Raw genomic sequence first — 17576 nt, 5'->3', positions numbered from 1 at the left:
CGTTGTTTTTATATTTTATATAGAAGCTCTAGTTTGTACTATTAGGGGGATTCAGATGAATGAATGCAATGGTTTACTGTTGCTCATTCTCTGGTTAAAGGATTTGTTATTCTTTTTAGAATAATTTGAAAGGGATTTTAATGAAAAAGTTTTTGGGGGAGAAGCAAACTCGTTTTGCTTTTAGGAAATTAGCTGTCGGGCTTGTTTCGGCTGCTATTTCTAGTTTGTTTTTTGTGTCTATCGTTGGGGTTGACTCTGTTCAAGCGCAGGAAAAGTTGAATGTACACTATAAATACGTGACAGATACTGAAATAACTCCGCAAGAAAAGGAGTTGATTGTAAGTGGAGTTCCTAGAATGCCTGAAGGAAATGAGGAGACTTACTATCTTGTCTACAGGTTGAACTCGAATGCTGGAGCAAAAACCTTACCGAATACAGGCGACAACAATTCCAATACTATGATGGCAGCTGGTCTGTTAACGACGATGGGATTGGTTGTTTTTGCTGTGTCAAAAAGAAAGGTTCAAAGCAAGTTCCTATTGACTGTTTTGGTGGGGGCTAGTGTCGGTGGAGGTTTGATACTATCTGTCGATGCGCTGGAAAATGGGAGCTTGCTACAGTATAATGCGGAATATCAAGTGTCGGCTGGGGAAAGTCTGCCTTCACCAGGCGAAATCTCAGGCTATACCTATGTTGGCTACATAAAAGATGAATCGATTAAGAAATTATTAGACAATAAGATTCCTGATAATCAGCAGAATGCTAATGTGGATAAAGAAGCTTTAAACCAAAATAAGAAGCTAGATTATTCTGTTTCTTTTGATAAGAATGGATTGAAAAATCAAACGGTTGGCGTCAATACAATTGAGCCTCAAGATGAAGTCTTATCTGGCCGAGTAGCTAAGCCAGAATTATTATACAAAGAAACGTCTATTGAAACTGAGATAGCCTATGGAGAACAAATACAAGAGAATCCGGATTTAGCCGAAGGTACTGTAAGAGTAAAACAAGAAGGCAAACCAGGTCGTAAAATCGAAGTCGTTCGGATTTTCACTGTAGATAATGCGGAAGTTTCTAGGGAAGTACTTTCGACAAAAATAGAGGAAGCGACTCCTAAAATAGTGGAAAAAGGTACTAAAAAGCTTGAAGCGCCTAGCGAAAAACCAGTAACTTCTAACTTGGTTCAACCTGAGCAAGTTGCTCCCTTACCAGAGTACACAGGTGTCCAATCTGGTGCAATCGTTGAGCCCGAGCAGGTGGCTTCTTTGTCTGAGTATTCAGGTACACTATCTGGAGCCATCGTTGAGCCTGAACAAATTGAACCGGAGATTGGAGGTGTCCAATCCGGTGCGATAGTAGAACCTGAGCAAGTGACGCCCTTACCTGAATACACAGGAACTCAAGCAGGCGCGGTAGTGTCACCCGAACAAGTAGCTCCATTGCCAGAATACACAGGAACGCAATCCGGTGCGATTGTCGAACCCGCGCAAGTTACTCCATTGCCGGAGTACACAGGCGTCCAATCTGGGGCCATAGTAAAACCCGCGCAAGTTACTCCGTTGCCAGAGTATACGGGAACTCAATCTGGGGCCATAGTAGAACCTGAACAAGTCACCCCGTCGCCTGAATATACAGGCGTTCAAGCAGGAGCAATCGTTGAACCTGAACAAGTGGCTTCATTACCTGAATACACAGGATCTCAAGCTGGAGCGATTGTTGAGCCTGAGCAGGTAGAGCCTCCGCAAGAATATACTGGAAACATCGAACCTGCAGCGCCAGAAGCGGAAAATCCTACTGAAAAAGCTCAAGAGCCGAAAGAGCAGAAGCAAGAACCAGAAAAGAATATCGAGTTAAGAAATGTATCTGATGTAGAGCTGTATAGTCTAGCTGATGGAAAATACAAACAGCACGTTTCTCTAGATGCCATTCCAAGCAATCAAGAGAATTATTTCGTGAAAGTAAAATCTTCTAAATTTAAAGATGTTTTCTTGCCGATTTCTTCAATAGTCGATAGCACAAAAGATGGTCAGCCGGTTTATAAAATTACGGCAAGTGCTGAAAAATTAAAACAGGACGTCAACAATAAGTACGAGGACAATTTTACTTTTTATCTGGCTAAAAAGGCAGAGAGAGAAGTCACAAACTTCACTTCCTTTAGTAACTTGGTTCAAGCTATAAATAACAATCTCAATGGAACTTATTATTTAGCTGCTAGTCTGAATGCCAACGAGGTCGAACTAGAAAATGGTGCTAGCAGTTATATAAAGGGTAGATTTACTGGTAAGCTCTTTGGCAGCAAAGACGGGAAAAATTATGCTATTTATAATTTGAAGAAACCTTTATTTGACACATTGAGCGCTGCTACTGTAGAAAATCTGACTCTTAAAGATGTGAATATCTCAGGAAAAACTGATATTGGGGCCCTTGCAAATGAAGCCAATAATGCAACAAGGATTAACAATGTCCATGTAGACGGTGTTCTGGCTGGTGAACGAGGTATTGGTGGCTTAGTGTGGAGGGCAGATAATTCTAAGATTACCAATAGCAGTTTCAAGGGAAGAATTGTTAACTCCTATGAAACGAGGTCACCATACAATATTGGAGGATTAGTAGGTCAACTAACTGGCATCAATGCAGTAGTTGATAAGTCAAAAGCTACGATTACCATCTCATCAAATGCGGATAGCACAAACCAAACTGTCGGCGGACTTGCAGGTCTTGTCGAGAAAGATGCGCTTATCAGCAATAGTTATGCTGAGGGCAACATTAATAATGTGAAGCGCTTTGGAAGCGTTGCTGGTATAGCTGGCTACTTATGGGATAGAGATTCTAGCGAAGAGAGACACGCTGGAAGATTGCATAATGTTCTTAGCGATGTCAATGTTATGAACGGGAATGCGATTAGTGGCTATAACTATAAAGGAATGAGGATAACCGACTCATATAGCAACAAAGATAACAGAGTCTACAAAGTGACTCTTGAAAAGGATGAGGTTGTAACTAAGGAATCTCTCGAAGAGAGAGGAACAATCCTTGATGCTTCTCAAATCGCAAGTAAGAAAACTGAAATCAACCCGCTTTCTGTACCGACTGTCGAAACCTTTCTGACTAGCACTAATAAAGAAAGTGATTTTTCTAAGGTTGAAAATTATCAAGCTAGTCGAGCTTTAGCATATAAGAATATTGAAAAATTACTGCCGTTTTATAATAAGGCAACCATTGTCAAATACGGTAATCTGGTAAAAGAAGATAGTGCCTTGTATGAAAAAGAAGTCTTATCTGCAGTCATGATGAAGGATAATGAAGTGATCACAGATATTGCTTCACATAAAGAGGCGGCAAATAAGCTCTTGCTTCATTATAAAGATCATTCATCTGAAAAGCTAGATCTCACCTACCAATCTGATTTTAGTAAATTAGCGGAATACCGTGTGGGAGATACAGGTCTCATCTATACGCCAAATCAATTCTTGCATAGTCATGGTTCGATCATCAATGAAGTTTTGCCTGATTTGGGAGCGGTCGATTATCAGTCAGAGGCTATCAGAAACACCTTAGGTATTTCTTCAGGAGTTTCACTGACGGAATTATACTTAGAAGAGCAGTTTGCCAAAACAAAGGAAAATCTAGCAAATACACTGGAAAAACTGTTGTCTGCCGATGCAGTCATTGCCAGCGAAAATCAAATGATTAATGGTTACGTTATAGATAAAATCAAACGCAATAAGGAAGCCTTGCTTCTAGGTTTGACCTATTTAGAGCGCTGGTACAACTTTAACTATGGTGACGTGAATGTCAAAGACTTAGTCATGTATCACATGGATTTCTTTGGTAAGGGCAACGTATCACCGATAGACACGATCATTGAATTAGGGAAATCTGGCTTTAACAATCTTCTGGCCAAGAACAACGTAGATGCTTATAGCATCAGCCTAGCAAACAATAATGGAACAAAAGAACTGTTCAGCACGCTTGTCAATTATCGAGAGGTATTTTTACCACACAAAACAAATAATCAATGGTTCAAAGAGCAAACCAAGGCTTATATCGTTGAAGAAAAATCAGCTATTGATGAGGTGAGGGTCAAACAAGAGCAGGCTGGCAGCAAATACTCTATCGGGGTTTATGATCGAATTACCAGCGACACTTGGAAATACCGAAATATGGTTCTACCTTTGCTGACAATGCCTGAAAGATCTGTCTTTGTCATATCGACTATATCCAGTCTTGGTTTTGGTGCCTATGACAGATATAGAAATAATGAGCACAGAGCAGGAGCAGAACTCAATAAGTTTGTTGAGGATAATGCTCAGGAAACTGCAAAACGCCAACGCGATCATTATGACTATTGGTATAGAATATTAAACGAGCAGGGCCGTGAAAAGCTCTATCGAAATATCTTGGTCTATGATGCCTATAAGTTTGGAGATGATACTACTGTCGGCAAAGCTACAGCAGAGGCGCAAATTGACAGTTCTAATCCAGCTATGAAGTACTTCTTTGGACCTGTTGGAAACAAGGTTGTACACAATAAGCACGGAGCTTACGCTACTGGAGACGGGGTTTACTACATGGGCTATCGTATGCTGGACAAGGACGGAGCTATTACCTATACCCATGAAATGACCCATGATTCTGATAATGAGATCTATTTGGGTGGATATGGAAGAAGAAGCGGACTTGGTCCAGAATTCTTTGCCAAGGGCTTGTTGCAAGCACCGGACCATCCAGATGATGCGACCATCACGGTCAACTCAATTCTCAAATATGACAAGAATGATGCAACTGAAAAATCTCGTTTGCAGGTCCTGGATCCAACTGAACGTTTCCAAAATGCGGATGATCTGAAAAATTATGTTCACAACATGTTTGATGTCATTTATATGTTGGAGTACCTAGAAGGGATGTCAATCGTTAACCGTCTATCTGATGTGCAGAAAGTGAGTGCTCTGAGGAAGATTGAGAATAAATATGTCCGAGATGCTGATGGAAATGATGTTTACGCAACCAATGTGATAAAAAATATTACAATGGCGGATGCACAAAAATTAAACTCATTCGACAGTCTCATTGAAAATGATATTCTTTCAGCGCGTGAATACAAAAATGGTGACGTTGAAAGAAATGGCTACCATACGATTAAACTCTTCTCTCCGATTTATTCTGCATTAAGCAGTGAAAAAGGAACGCCTGGAGATCTTATGGGACGGCGTATGGCTTATGAGCTTTTGGCAGCCAAGGGCTTCAAAGATGGTATGGTCCCTTATATCTCTAATCAATATGAAGATGATGCCAAGCAAAACGGGAAAACAATCAGTATCTATGGTAAGACCAGAGGTCTGGTAACAGATGACTTGGTTTTACGCAAGGTCTTCAATGGTCAGTTTAATAATTGGACCGAGTTTAAGAAGGCTATGTATGAAGAACGTAAAAACAAGTTCGACAGCTTGAACAAGGTCACATTTGATGATACGAGACAACCATGGACAAGTTATGCTACTAAGACTATAAGCACCGTGGGAGAGTTGCAAGCCTTGATGGATGAAGCAGTTTTCAAAGATGCAAATGATAATTGGTATTCTTGGAGCGGCTATAAACCAGAATATAACAGTGCTGTCCACAAGCTCAAAAAAGCAGTCTTCAAAGCTTACCTCGATCAAACCAATGATTTCAGAAAATCAATCTTTGAAAACCAGAAGTGATTGGTTTGAGTGTGTCAAATGGTCTGCAGAGCTGCAAGCCTGAAATGTTAGGGCAGAGCTTGAATTACTCTTGGATTTAGACTTTCTTGCAGATAAGAAATTACGAACCTAGTGAGAACTAGGTTCGTTTTTCTATATAAGTCATGCAATTAAAACTGTAGCTGGTCTGCTTTCAGGAAGTTTGCTTCTGACAGTCATTTATGAGGCTGATGATAAGCAGAAAAAAGTCTGAAATGACCTTTACCCTACTTCATATTTTTGTTATAATATTCATATTAAAGCGTGCATTTGCGCGCTCTTTTCTGTGTTTTAAAGGCATTGAGTGCTTTAGAGTGAGTTATTTTTGAATAGATGGTGAAGGAGGAGTTATGTTATACATTTGGTCTTATTTAAAGAGATATCCTAAGTGGCTGGTCTTGGACTTTGTCGCGGCAATCTTTTTTGTAATCGTCAATCTAGGTCTGCCAACGGTGCTGGCTCGGATGATTGATGAGGGAATCAATCCCAAGCAGACAGACCGGCTCTTTTTCTGGGCTTGGGTCATGTTTGGCGTTATTATCTTAGGAGTGCTGGGGCGAATCGTTCTGGCTTATGCTGCTGGAAAGTTAACGACGACCATGGTGCAGGACATGCGCAATGATCTCTATGCCAAGCTGCAAGAGTATTCTCATCATGAGTATGAGCAAATCGGTGTATCCTCTTTAGTCACGCGCTTGACCTCGGATGCTTTTGTACTCATGCAGTTTGCAGAGCAAACCCTGAAAATGGGTGTCATTACTCCCATGATGATGCTGTCCAGTATTCTCATGATTTTTCTGACCAGCCCATCTCTAGCCTGGATTGTAGCTGTTTCAGTGCCTTTCTTGGCTGTCGTGGTCATTTATGTGGCGGTTAAAACCAAGCCCTTGTCTGAAAAGCAGCAGAAGACCCTTGATAAGATTAACCAGTATGTGAGGGAAAATCTGACTGGTCTGCGTGTTATACGAGCTTTTGCAAGAGAGGAATTTCAAGAGAAGCGTTTTGCTGACGAAAATGAGGTCTATGCGCAAAACTCCAATAAGCTCTTTAAGCTGACTGGTCTGACTGAGCCGCTCTTTGTGCAGATTATTATTGCGATGATTGTGGCCATTGTCTGGTTTGCCCTAGACCCTTTGCGGGACGGCAGTCTTGAAATCGGAAATCTCGTTGCCTTTATCGAATACAGCTTTCACGCCCTGCTATCCTTCCTCTTCCTGGCCAATCTCTTTACTATGTATCCTCGGACGGCGGTATCGAGCCAGCGGCTCAAGGAAGTCATGGACATGCCCATTTCAATCAATCCTAATGAAGATGGTATAACCAAGACTGATACGCAGGGTTATCTGGAGTTCGACAATGTAACCTTCGCTTATCCAGGTGAGACGGAGAGTCCTGTACTTCATAATATTTCCTTCAAGGCTAAGCCGGGTGAGACAATTGCCTTTATCGGTTCTACTGGTTCGGGTAAGTCAACACTGGTGCAGCTGATTCCGCGCTTTTACGACGTAACACTAGGTAAGATTTTAGTGGATGGTGTGGATGTCCGTGAATACAATCTGAAGGCTTTGCGTCAGAAGATTGGCTTTATTCCGCAGAAGGCTCTGCTATTTACTGGAACTATCGCAGAAAACCTACGCTATGGAAAGGAAGAGGCCAGTCAGGAAGAGCTGAGTCAGGCAGCTGAGGTGGCTCAAGCTAAGGACTTTATCGAGAGTCGGGAAGAGCGTTTTGAGACTCATCTGGCCGAGGGAGGCAGCAATCTATCCGGAGGGCAGAAGCAGCGGCTTTCTATCGCCCGCGCGGTGGTCAAAAAGCCGGAAATTTATATCTTCGACGACTCTTTTTCTGCCCTGGATTATAAGACGGATGCGGTGCTGCGTCGTCGTCTCAAGGAAGTGACAGGTCAAGCAACGGTGCTGATTGTGGCCCAACGGGTGGGAACTATCATGGATGCTGACCAGATTATCGTCTTGGATCAGGGCGAAATCGTCGGACGCGGCAAGCACGAAGAGCTGATGGAAACCAATGATATTTATCGTGAAATTGCAGATTCTCAGCTGAAGAATCAAGCTTTGACAGAGGAATAGAAAGGAGACTGACATGAAAAACACATCAAGTTTTGCTCGTCTATGGAGCTACCTAAAAGTTTATAAATTTGCAGTCGCCTTTGCCATCTTCCTCAAAATTCTCAGTGTCGTTATGAGCGTTGTCGAGCCCTTTGTCTTAGGTCTAGCCATTACAGAGTTGACAAATAATTTGCTGGATATGGCAAAGGGAGTAGCTGGCGCCCAAATTAATGCGTCCTATGTTGGCTGGGTCATGGTCTTGTATTTTGTGCGGGCGATTTTTTATGAAATCGGTTCTTACTATTCTAATTACTTTATGACCAATGCAGTACAGGCTACCATTCGTGACTTGCGAGATGAACTTAGTCATAAGATTAATCGTATTCCCGTTTCTTACTTTGATAAGCACCAATTTGGTGACTTGCTGGGGCGTTTTACCAGCGATGTCGAAGCTGTTTCCAATGCCTTGCAGCAGTCCTTTCTGCAGGTTATCAACGCAGTCTTTACTCTAATGTTGGTTATCGTCATGGTATTAGTACTCAATCTGCAGTTGGGTATCATTGTGGTAATTTCGATTCCGATTACCTACCTTAGTGCTCGCTTTATCGTGAAGAAATCCCAGCCTTACTTTAAACAGCAGGCAGATGCACTGGGAGCTATGAATGGCTTTGTTCAGGAGAATTTGACTGGTTTTAATATCTTGAAGCTTTATGTCAGAGAAGAAAGCTCCCAGGAGGATTTTCGTCAAATTACGCAAAACTTGCAGAAAGTAGGTTTTAAAGCCAGCTTTATCTCGGGTTTGATGATGCCTGTTTTGAATGTTATTTCAGATCTGACCTATCTCTTGCTGGCTCTGCTGGGCGGTCTTCAGGTTATCGCTGGGCGCTTGACAGTCGGAAATATGCAGGCTTTTGTTCAATATGTCTGGCAAATTAATCAGCCTATTCAAAACCTGACTCAGCTGGCAGGTCAGCTTCAGAGTGCCAAGTCTTCTTTGGATCGAATTTTCCAAGTGCTGGACGAAGCGGACGAAGTCAATGATGAGACAGAAAAGCTGGATCAAGATCTGACAGGTCAGGTTAGCTTCAAGGATGTGGACTTCCAGTATGTAGCAGACAAGCCGCTCATTCGGAATTTCAATCTGGAGGTCAAACCTGGAGAAATGGTTGCCATTGTAGGTCCGACTGGTGCTGGTAAGACCACGCTGATTAATCTTCTTATGCGTTTCTACGATGTGACCAAAGGCGCGATTACAGTGGATGGGCATGATATACGACATCTGTCCCGTCAGGACTACCGTAAACAGTTCGGTATGGTGCTGCAGGATGCCTGGCTTTATGAGGGGACTATAAAGGAAAATCTTCGTTTTGGCAATCTGCAAGCCACTGATGAAGAAATTGTAGAGGCAGCCAAGGCGGCTAATGTGGATCATTTTATCCGTACCTTGCCAGGCGGCTACAACATGGAAATGAACCAAGAATCCAGCAATATCTCGCTGGGGCAGAAGCAGTTGCTTACGATTGCGAGGGCTCTTTTGGCCAATCCTAAGATTTTGATTTTGGATGAGGCGACCTCATCTGTCGATACACGACTGGAGCTCTTGATTCAGAAGGCTATGAAAACACTCATGCAGGGTCGGACCAGTTTTGTCATTGCTCACCGTCTGTCGACTATTCAAGAAGCAGATAAGATTTTGGTACTCAAGGATGGTCAGATTATCGAGCAAGGCAATCATGAGAGTCTCTTGGCAGATAAAGGATTCTATTATGACCTTTACCAGAGTCAATTTTCTAAAAAAGCGGAAGAAGTTTAAAAGGTTTGCTAAATCATTTGATAACTGCTAGAATATAAGCAAAGTGAGGTAGCAATGTCTTTAACGAGTCAAATTATTACAGCAGAATTTCCTGATTTAGATAAGGTAGAAGCTCTTAATCGAGAAGCCTTTCCAGAAGAAGAGAGAGTTCCTATTAATGAATTTCTCCGCTATACCAATGATGAACGGTCTCATTTCTTTGCCTTCTATAATGAGGAAGAATTTGTTGGTTTTGCTTTTGCAGTTTATAACGAAAAAATGTTCTATGTCAGCTTCTTTGCGATTATGCCGCACCTTCGCAGCCATGGCTATGGGGGAGAAATCATTCATAAACTGACAGAGTTTTATCAAAAGACCATGGTTCTAGAGGTAGAACGTGTCGATGAAGAATGTGATAATTTAGAGCAACGTCAAGCACGTATGGACTTCTATAAGCGTAATGGCTTTCGAACGACCAATGCCTTTCTGGAATATGAAGGGTTAAGCTTTGAAATCTTGTATTTGGGACATCATTTTGATGAGGAGGCTTATCGAGATATTTTCCATATGCTGCAAGAGAAGAACTTCTTTGAATTCGAAATTAAGTACAGAAGATTTAGCGATGTGTAAAGAGTGCTAAAAGGTTTATAGTTATTTTTAAAAGGTTGAGATAAGATGTCTCAACCTTTTTACTATGAAAAATCTCTTTTATTTTGTTTTGGATCAGGATGTACAATATTGTATTTTTCTCGCATTCAGCAACAGTAGAGCATGTCTGTTTAAAGAAAGTAAACTATCTAAAATATAGGTAATAGTGGGGTTAGCAGAATACGATTTAAAACAAAAAGCGTTATTTCGTTTTATAACATTCAAAATCTCCAAAAAATCTGTGAATAAGCGAGGAATTTGCTCAAAATTCCAGATAAATGATTCGATTTAAATCATATATTTTTTTGATTTGAATCAATATTCTGAAAAAGTTAAAAGTCTTGCGGAGCGGGCCATTTCCGTATATAATGATAAGGCATGAAAAAATTTAAAGGAGATTCCTGTGATTAAAAAAGGTGCCTTGACAGGCTTGCTCTTATTTGGAATATTTTTTGGTGCTGGGAACTTGATTTTTCCGCCCTCGCTTGGGACATTATCTGGCCAGCATTTTTGGCCAGCTATTGCAGGATTTGTTCTGTCTGGGGTTGGACTTGCTGTTCTGACTTTGATTATTGGAACGCTCAATCCTAAGGGCTATATCCACGAGATTTCTCAGAAGATTGCGCCTTGGTTTGCTATTGTCTATCTTGTAGCTTTGTATCTGTCAATCGGGCCCTTCTTTGCTATCCCGCGGACTGCGACGGTGGCCTATGAAGTTGGTATCGCTCCTATGCTGTCTAAAAATATGACAGGTATCGGGTTGATTGTTTTCACGACCCTTTACTTTGCGGCTGCTTATCTGATTTCTTTGAATCCATCTAAGATTTTGGATCGAATTGGACGTATTCTGACGCCGGTTTTTGCAGTTTTGATCATCATCTTAGTCATTCTAGGAGCTTTGAAATACGGAACAACGACACCTCAGCAGGCTGCGGAAGCTTATTCTGCGTCAGCTTTTGGGCAAGGGTTCTTGGAAGGTTATAACACTTTGGATGCCTTGGCTTCTGTGGCTTTCAGTGTCATTGCGGTAACAACTCTTAACCAGCTAGGTTTCAAGAATAAAAAGGAATATGTTTTAACCATCTGGGTTGTTGGTTTGATGGTAGCCTTGGGTTTTAGCGCCATGTATATCGGTTTGGCTTTTCTGGGCAATCATTTCCCAGTTCCAGCCGAGATTATTGCCAAAGGCAATCCAGGTGTTTATGTCCTATCGCAGGCGACACAGGCTATCTTTGGACCTACAGCACAGATTTTCCTTGCAGCTATGGTTACTGTGACTTGTTTTACAACAACTGCGGGACTTATTGTATCGACTGGGGAATTCTTCCATAAAACTTTCCCTAAGGTATCTTATAAAGTTTACGCAACTGTCTTTACTTTGATTGGATTTGCGATTGCCAATCTTGGCCTCAATGCCATTATCCAATATTCTGTTCCAGTCTTGCAAATTCTCTATCCAATTACCATTGTTATCGTACTGATTGTCATTGTCAATAAATTCTTGCCACTATCCAAAATCGGTATGCAATTGACAGTAGCAGCAGTGACTGTGATTTCCTTTGCGGGCATTCTTGGGCAGCAGTTCCATATCGCTTGGGTAAGTGATAAGGTAAATGCCCTTCCATTTGCTCAGGCTTCATTGCCTTGGTTGGTGCCAGCTCTAGTTGGAATCCTACTTTCTCTCTTTTTACCAAACAAGCAGAAGAGCGAGAGTTTTGAGATGGAGAGCTAATAGATAACATCCGCCACAATGTGGTGGATTTTTTTGCCAAATCCAGAAATCTCAAGCAATATAACATCAAATTCAAGTTTTTTCAAATCTTTCTCTCTATTTTTAGGGGGATTTTTATTTTATACTAGAGTCAGAAATTGATAGAGAGGTTTTTGAAATGGCAACAAGTTTTTTGTTCTTTATTTCTGTTTTTCTGGCGGGGATTCTATCTTTTTTCTCGCCCTGTATTTTACCACTTATGCCAGTCTATGTGGGGATTTTGCTGGATTCGGATCAGCCGAAAACGGTTCGGTTTATGGGAAAAGATATTTCCTGGTATGGTCTAGCTAAGACTCTCTGCTTTATAGCTGGCTTATCAACTGTATTCTTAGTTTTGGGCTATGGAGCTGGCGCTCTAGGGCAAGTCCTCTATGCCCCTTGGTTTCGCTACGTTTTGGGCGGGATTGTCATTCTGCTGGGAATCCACCAGATGGGGATCATCAATATCCAGCAGCTGCAAAAGCAAAAGAGCATCCAACTTAAAAAGAATAGTAAAAGAAGTGACTTTCTTAACGCTTTTCTCTTGGGTATTACCTTTAGCTTTGGTTGGACTCCCTGTGTGGGACCTGTTCTAAGTTCTGTTTTAGCAATTGCAGCTTCTGGGGGCAACGGCGCTCTTCAGGGAGGCTTGCTTATGTTGGTTTATACACTTGGATTAGCCCTTCCATTTCTAGCAATGGCTTTGGCTTCCGGCTGGGTAGTACAGCGCTTTGCAAAACTCAAACCTTATATGGGAACGCTTAAGAAAATCGGCGGTGTACTCATCATTCTCATGGGAATTTTGCTGATGCTTGGAAATCTAAACGCTTTAGCATCATTATTTGGATAAAAATTATATAATTAAAGGAGACACATCATGAAAAAAATCACTACACTTACAATCGCTGCACTTAGTATCTTTGTCCTAGCTGCCTGTTCTAGTCAAAAGTCAGATACGGATATGAAGAAGACGGATGACAGCAGCATGATGAAGAAAGATGACATGAAAAAAGACGACATGAAGAAAGAGGATATGAAAGACTCCAGCATGTCTGATGATAAAATGAAAAAGGATGACATGAAGGATTCTTCTATGATGTCAGACGATAAGTCTGATATGAAAGATGATATGAAATCAAGTGATTCAAGCATGAAGGATGACATGAAAGATTCATCCGAAATGTCATCTGACAAATAAGAATTCCACCATAGGAAAGAAAGTCGTCAGTTTTTGTCGGCTTTCTCCTTATTTTGAAAGGAAAGAAAAAGATGAAGAAGTTATCGATATTGACTGTCAGTCTGCTTTGTGTCGGCTTTTTGGGAGCCTGTTCAAATCAGAAAATGAACTCAGAACTTTCTAAAAGTGATAAAAGCAATATGCAAACAAAAGCTGATTCTGAGCAATCTACCAAGATGGCAAAAGACTTTAGTCTGCAAGGAGTAGATGGCAAGACCTACAAGTTGTCTGATTTCAAAGGTAAGAAAGTCTATCTAAAATTTTGGGCTTCTTGGTGTTCTATCTGTCTATCCACACTTGGTGATACTAATGATTTGGCTAAGGAGCAGTCAGGAAAAGATTATGTTGTCCTGTCGGTGGTGTCTCCGACTTTTAATGGAGAAAAGTCTGCCGATGACTTCAAGGAATGGTACAAATCTTTGGACTACAAAGACTTCCCAGTTCTCATGGACACCAAGGGTGAATTACTGAAAGAATACGGGATTCGCTCTTATCCATCTGCACTTTTCGTAGGCAGCGACGGCTCTCTTGCCAAGACACATATTGGCTACATGAGCAAGGAAGATATTGAGAAAACACTGAAAGAAATCAAGTAAAAAGGAGCAATAAACATGGAAGGAAAATGGAAAATTCTTCTGGTTCTTCTTGGTTTGCTTGTCTGCTTTGGACTGGTCTATGTGATTGCAGGGAATGGTAAGCAATCGTCACCTGAACAGATTAAGAAAGCTTCAATGAGCAAGACAGAAGCGGTAGCCAAACAAAAGACAGAAGATGTCAAGGAAGAGGACAAGCGGGAGATTTATCTGGCTGGCGGCTGTTTCTGGGGAGTAGAAGAGTACTTTTCTCGCGTGCCAGGTGTACTTGATGCAGTATCAGGCTATGCAAATGGTAAGGGAGACACGACCAAGTATGAATTGGTCTCTCAAACTGGTCACGCTGAGACTGTTCACATTACTTACAACGCCAAAAAAATCTCTCTCAAAGAAATTCTGCTGCATTATTTCCGCATCATTGATCCAACTTCTAAAAACAAGCAGGGAAATGATCAGGGTACTCAGTACCGGACAGGTGTTTATTATAAGGAAGAAGCTGATCTAGATACGATTAACCAGGTCTTTGATGAGGTTGCTAAGAAATATGATAAGCCTTTAGCTGTTGAAAAAGAACCTCTGAAAAACTTTATCAAAGCAGAAGATTATCATCAGGATTACCTAAAAAAGAATCCTAATGGATATTGCCATATCGATGTCAATCAAGCTGCTTACCCAGTTATCGAAGCTAGTCGCTATCCTAAGCCTAGCGATGAAGAGATTAAGGCTAAGCTCTCGCCAGAAGAATATGCAGTCACACAAAAGAATGACACAGAGCGGGCCTTTTCTAACCGCTATTGGGATAAGTTTGATGCTGGTATCTATGTGGATGTGGTGACAGGCGAGCCTCTTTTTTCATCAAAGGATAAGTTTGACTCAGGTTGCGGTTGGCCGAGTTTCACCCGTCCTATCAGTCCAGATGTTGCAACTTACAAAGAAGACAAGAGTTTCAACATGACACGGACAGAAGTTCGCAGTCGAGTTGGAAATTCCCATCTGGGCCATGTTTTCACTGACGGTCCTAAGGACAAGGGTGGCTTGCGCTATTGCATCAATAGTCTGTCAATCAAGTTCATTCCAAAAGCTGAAATGGAGGAGAAGGGCTACGGTTATCTTTTGGATTATGTTTAAGAGCATTTTGATTGAAAATTTGCTATAATAAATCCAGTATAAATAAGGAGTTGAATCTTGTGTATTCAATTATGATTGTAGAGGATGAGTATCTGGTAAGACAGGGGATTGCGTCCTTGGTAGACTATGAACAGTTTGGCATGCAAGTCATTGCCCAGGCTGAAAATGGAATAGAAGCTTGGCAGAAATTTCAGGAAAATCCTGCTGACATCCTGCTGACCGATATCAATATGCCACAGATGAACGGTCTTGAACTGGCCAAGCTAGTCAGAGAGCAGGCTCCTAAGTGCCATATTGTTTTTCTGACGGGCTATGATGATTTTGACTATGCTCGGTCGGCCATTAAGCTAGGTGCAGATGACTATCTTCTTAAGCCGTTTTCTAAGGATGATGTTGAGGAGATGTTGGCCAAGGTTCAGACCAAGCTTGATAAAGAACGCAAAAGAGCCCAGATTCAAAACTTGGTCGATCAGGGGCAGCGCTCTGAGTTGGAAGAGGCTATTCATGCGCGTCTTGTTGATTCAGAATTAAGCCTGAAAAGTTTAGCTTTCCAATTGGGGTTTAGTCCGTCCTATCTTAGCGTTCTTATCAAAAAAGAACTAGGCTTGCCCTTTCAAGATTATCTGATCCAAGAGCGGATGAAAAAAGCAAAACTCTTACTCCTGACTACAGATTTGAAGATTTATGAAATAGCAGAGCAGGTAGGTTTTGAAGATATGAACTATTTTTCTCAGCGCTTCAAGCAGGTGGTCGGGCTGACACCTCGGCAGTTTAAAAAAGGAGAGGAGAAATGAAACGATATCCGCTTCTTATCCAGTTGATTGTCTATATTTTTCTGCTGGTTCTTTTACTCTTGGGATTTGTTGGGAGTCTTTACTATCAGACTAGCTCGGGGACTATTCGGCAGCTGACAGAGCGGACGACGCGAAATAGCATGGAGCAAAGCGGGCAGTTCATTGCTTCCTATTTGCAGAAATTAAAACAAACCACCTCCACACTGAGCAAGGAAGAAACAATTCGTAAGTTTGCTCAGAATCAAGAAAGCAGCGAAACGTCAGTACAGGCTTTGATGAAAACCATCATTGAGACTGATCCAGATTTGGTGTCGGCAGTATTGGTTACCAAGGACGGGCGCGTGGTCTCGACAGATACTCAAATCAGCATGCAGACATCCTCTGATATGATGAGTGAAAAATGGTATCAGGAAGCTGTTCATACCAAATCCATGCCTGTCTTGACTCCTGCTCGGAAAGAATCTCTATCATCTGAGAAGGAGAAGTGGGTTGTTTCTGTCACTCAAGAAGTGGTGGATGAAGCAGGGCAGAATCTCGGTGTTTTACGTTTGGATATTGGCTACAATAGTCTCAAAGCCTATTTGGATAGGCTTCAGCTAGGAAAGAAGGGCTTTAGCTTTATTGTCAATAGCCAGCATGAATTTGTCTATCATCCCAAGAAGAGTGTTTATTCCTCTAGTCAGGAAATGAAAGCTATGCAGCCCTATATCTCGGTCAAGGATGGTTACGCAGACCAGAAGCAGGCATTTGTCTATCAGATTGACATTCAAGATAGTGACTGGACTTTAATTGGCGTCGCCTCATTAGAGCAATTGCAGATGCTTCAGTCACAAATGCTTTATTCTTTTGTGGGAATGGGCGTTTTAGCACTCCTGCTGTGCTTGACTGGTATTTGGTTTGTCCTACGTTTGTGGATTAAGCCTCTCCAGAATCTACAAGCAGTTATTCTGAAGATTGGAGCAGGCGACTCAAATCTGCGAGCGGAAGCAAAGGGTTCTCCAGAGTTGGTTGACTTGGCTCAGCAGTTCAATAAAATGCTGGACCAAATTGAACAACTGATGGAAGCTGTCAAGACTGAAGAACAAAATGTCCGCCGCTATGAGCTCCGTGCTCTTTCAGCTCAAATCAATCCCCATTTCCTTTATAATACCTTAGATACGATTGTCTGGATGGCTGAGTTTAATGACAGCAAACGTGTTGTTGAGGTAACAAAATCACTCGCTCAATATTTCCGCTTGGCGCTCAATCAAGGACATGAACAGATTGCTCTCAAAGATGAGATTGATCACGTTCGTCAGTATCTTTTTATCCAGAAGCAGCGCTATGGTGACAAGCTCCAATATGAGATTGAAGAGGATGAATCTATAGCTGATTATAAATTGCCCAAGTTGGTACTTCAGCCTTTGGTTGAAAATGCCATCTACCATGGTATCAAGGAAATTGACCGACAAGGCATGATTCGGGTGACGTCAGCAGCAGAAGAGGGGCAGCTGATACTGTCTATCTATGATAACGGCCGTGGTTTTGAACTCCGCGACTCTACGGACATGACTCTCCCTCGCTTAGGCGGTGTCGGTCTGAAAAATGTCGATCAACGCTTGAGATTGCAGTTCGGAGACGACTACCATATGGAAATCCAGTCCGAACCAGATAAATTCACTCGGATTAGTCTTTATTTACCGCTAGTTACAGATGATTAAATCTATTAAGTTTTAAAATATTCAAGCCGGTAGGATTTTCTCCGGCTTTTTACTGTTTGAAAAAATGTACTGATTTTGCTGTTCATCAAGCGAATTTTTCTATTTTCCTAGTCACATTATGTTTACCAGAAAATTACCGTAGCGGATT

The 17576-nt window shown here is 41.6% G+C and carries 11 protein-coding genes; all 11 read left to right on the top strand.

Annotated features, from left to right (window positions below):
* Positions 1–140 precede the first annotated feature (140 nt).
* Positions 141–5702 (top strand): ZmpA/ZmpB/ZmpC family metallo-endopeptidase, encoded by a 5562-nt coding sequence (locus HMPREF1150_RS01220; RefSeq protein WP_032905765.1) that lies wholly within the window; start codon positions 141–143, stop codon positions 5700–5702.
* Between the two features lie 368 nt (positions 5703–6070).
* Entirely contained in the window at positions 6071–7807 is a 1737-nt protein-coding gene (locus HMPREF1150_RS01225; RefSeq protein WP_002900412.1) for an ABC transporter ATP-binding protein, read from the top strand.
* Between the two features lie 13 nt (positions 7808–7820).
* The gene (locus HMPREF1150_RS01230) at positions 7821–9599 is read left to right on the top strand and encodes an ABC transporter ATP-binding protein (protein WP_002900411.1); all 1779 of its coding nucleotides are present in this window, start codon (positions 7821–7823) and stop codon (positions 9597–9599) included.
* A gap of 54 nt (positions 9600–9653) precedes the next feature.
* The gene (locus HMPREF1150_RS01235) at positions 9654–10208 is read left to right on the top strand and encodes a GNAT family N-acetyltransferase (RefSeq protein ID WP_002895565.1); all 555 of its coding nucleotides are present in this window, start codon (positions 9654–9656) and stop codon (positions 10206–10208) included.
* Between the two features lie 421 nt (positions 10209–10629).
* Positions 10630–11958, top strand: coding sequence for a branched-chain amino acid transport system II carrier protein (brnQ, locus tag HMPREF1150_RS01240; RefSeq protein WP_009660447.1), 1329 nt, complete (start codon positions 10630–10632; stop codon positions 11956–11958).
* Positions 11959–12115: 157 nt separating this feature from the next.
* Positions 12116–12826 carry a thiol-disulfide oxidoreductase-associated membrane protein CcdA2 gene (gene ccdA2 / locus HMPREF1150_RS01245; protein WP_009660416.1) on the top strand — a complete coding sequence of 237 codons (711 nt, stop codon included), beginning with the start codon at positions 12116–12118 and terminating at the stop codon, positions 12824–12826.
* A 27-nt stretch (positions 12827–12853) separates the two neighbouring features.
* Entirely contained in the window at positions 12854–13174 is a 321-nt protein-coding gene (locus HMPREF1150_RS01250) for a hypothetical protein (RefSeq protein WP_009660362.1), read from the top strand.
* Positions 13175–13245: 71 nt separating this feature from the next.
* The gene (locus HMPREF1150_RS01255) at positions 13246–13809 is read left to right on the top strand and encodes a redoxin family protein (protein WP_009660284.1); all 564 of its coding nucleotides are present in this window, start codon (positions 13246–13248) and stop codon (positions 13807–13809) included.
* Positions 13810–13824: 15 nt separating this feature from the next.
* Positions 13825–14934 carry a peptide-methionine (R)-S-oxide reductase MsrB gene (gene msrB, locus HMPREF1150_RS01260; RefSeq protein ID WP_009660364.1) on the top strand — a complete coding sequence of 370 codons (1110 nt, stop codon included), beginning with the start codon at positions 13825–13827 and terminating at the stop codon, positions 14932–14934.
* A 59-nt stretch (positions 14935–14993) separates the two neighbouring features.
* On the top strand, positions 14994–15728 hold the full coding sequence (locus HMPREF1150_RS01265; RefSeq protein ID WP_009660295.1) for a response regulator: 735 nt from the start codon (positions 14994–14996) through the stop codon (positions 15726–15728).
* Positions 15725–17428: a sensor histidine kinase gene (locus HMPREF1150_RS01270; protein WP_009660517.1), complete on the top strand. Its 1704-nt coding sequence runs from the start codon at positions 15725–15727 to the stop codon at positions 17426–17428. Before HMPREF1150_RS01265 ends, HMPREF1150_RS01270 begins: the two co-directional genes overlap by 4 nt.
* Positions 17429–17576 lie beyond the last annotated feature (148 nt).

It is taken from the genome of Streptococcus sp. AS14, from assembly GCF_000286495.1.
Lineage (GTDB): Bacteria > Bacillota > Bacilli > Lactobacillales > Streptococcaceae > Streptococcus > Streptococcus sanguinis_P.
The sequence above is the reverse complement of the archived record's forward strand: the minus strand, read 5'-3'. Positions and strand labels throughout refer to the sequence as shown.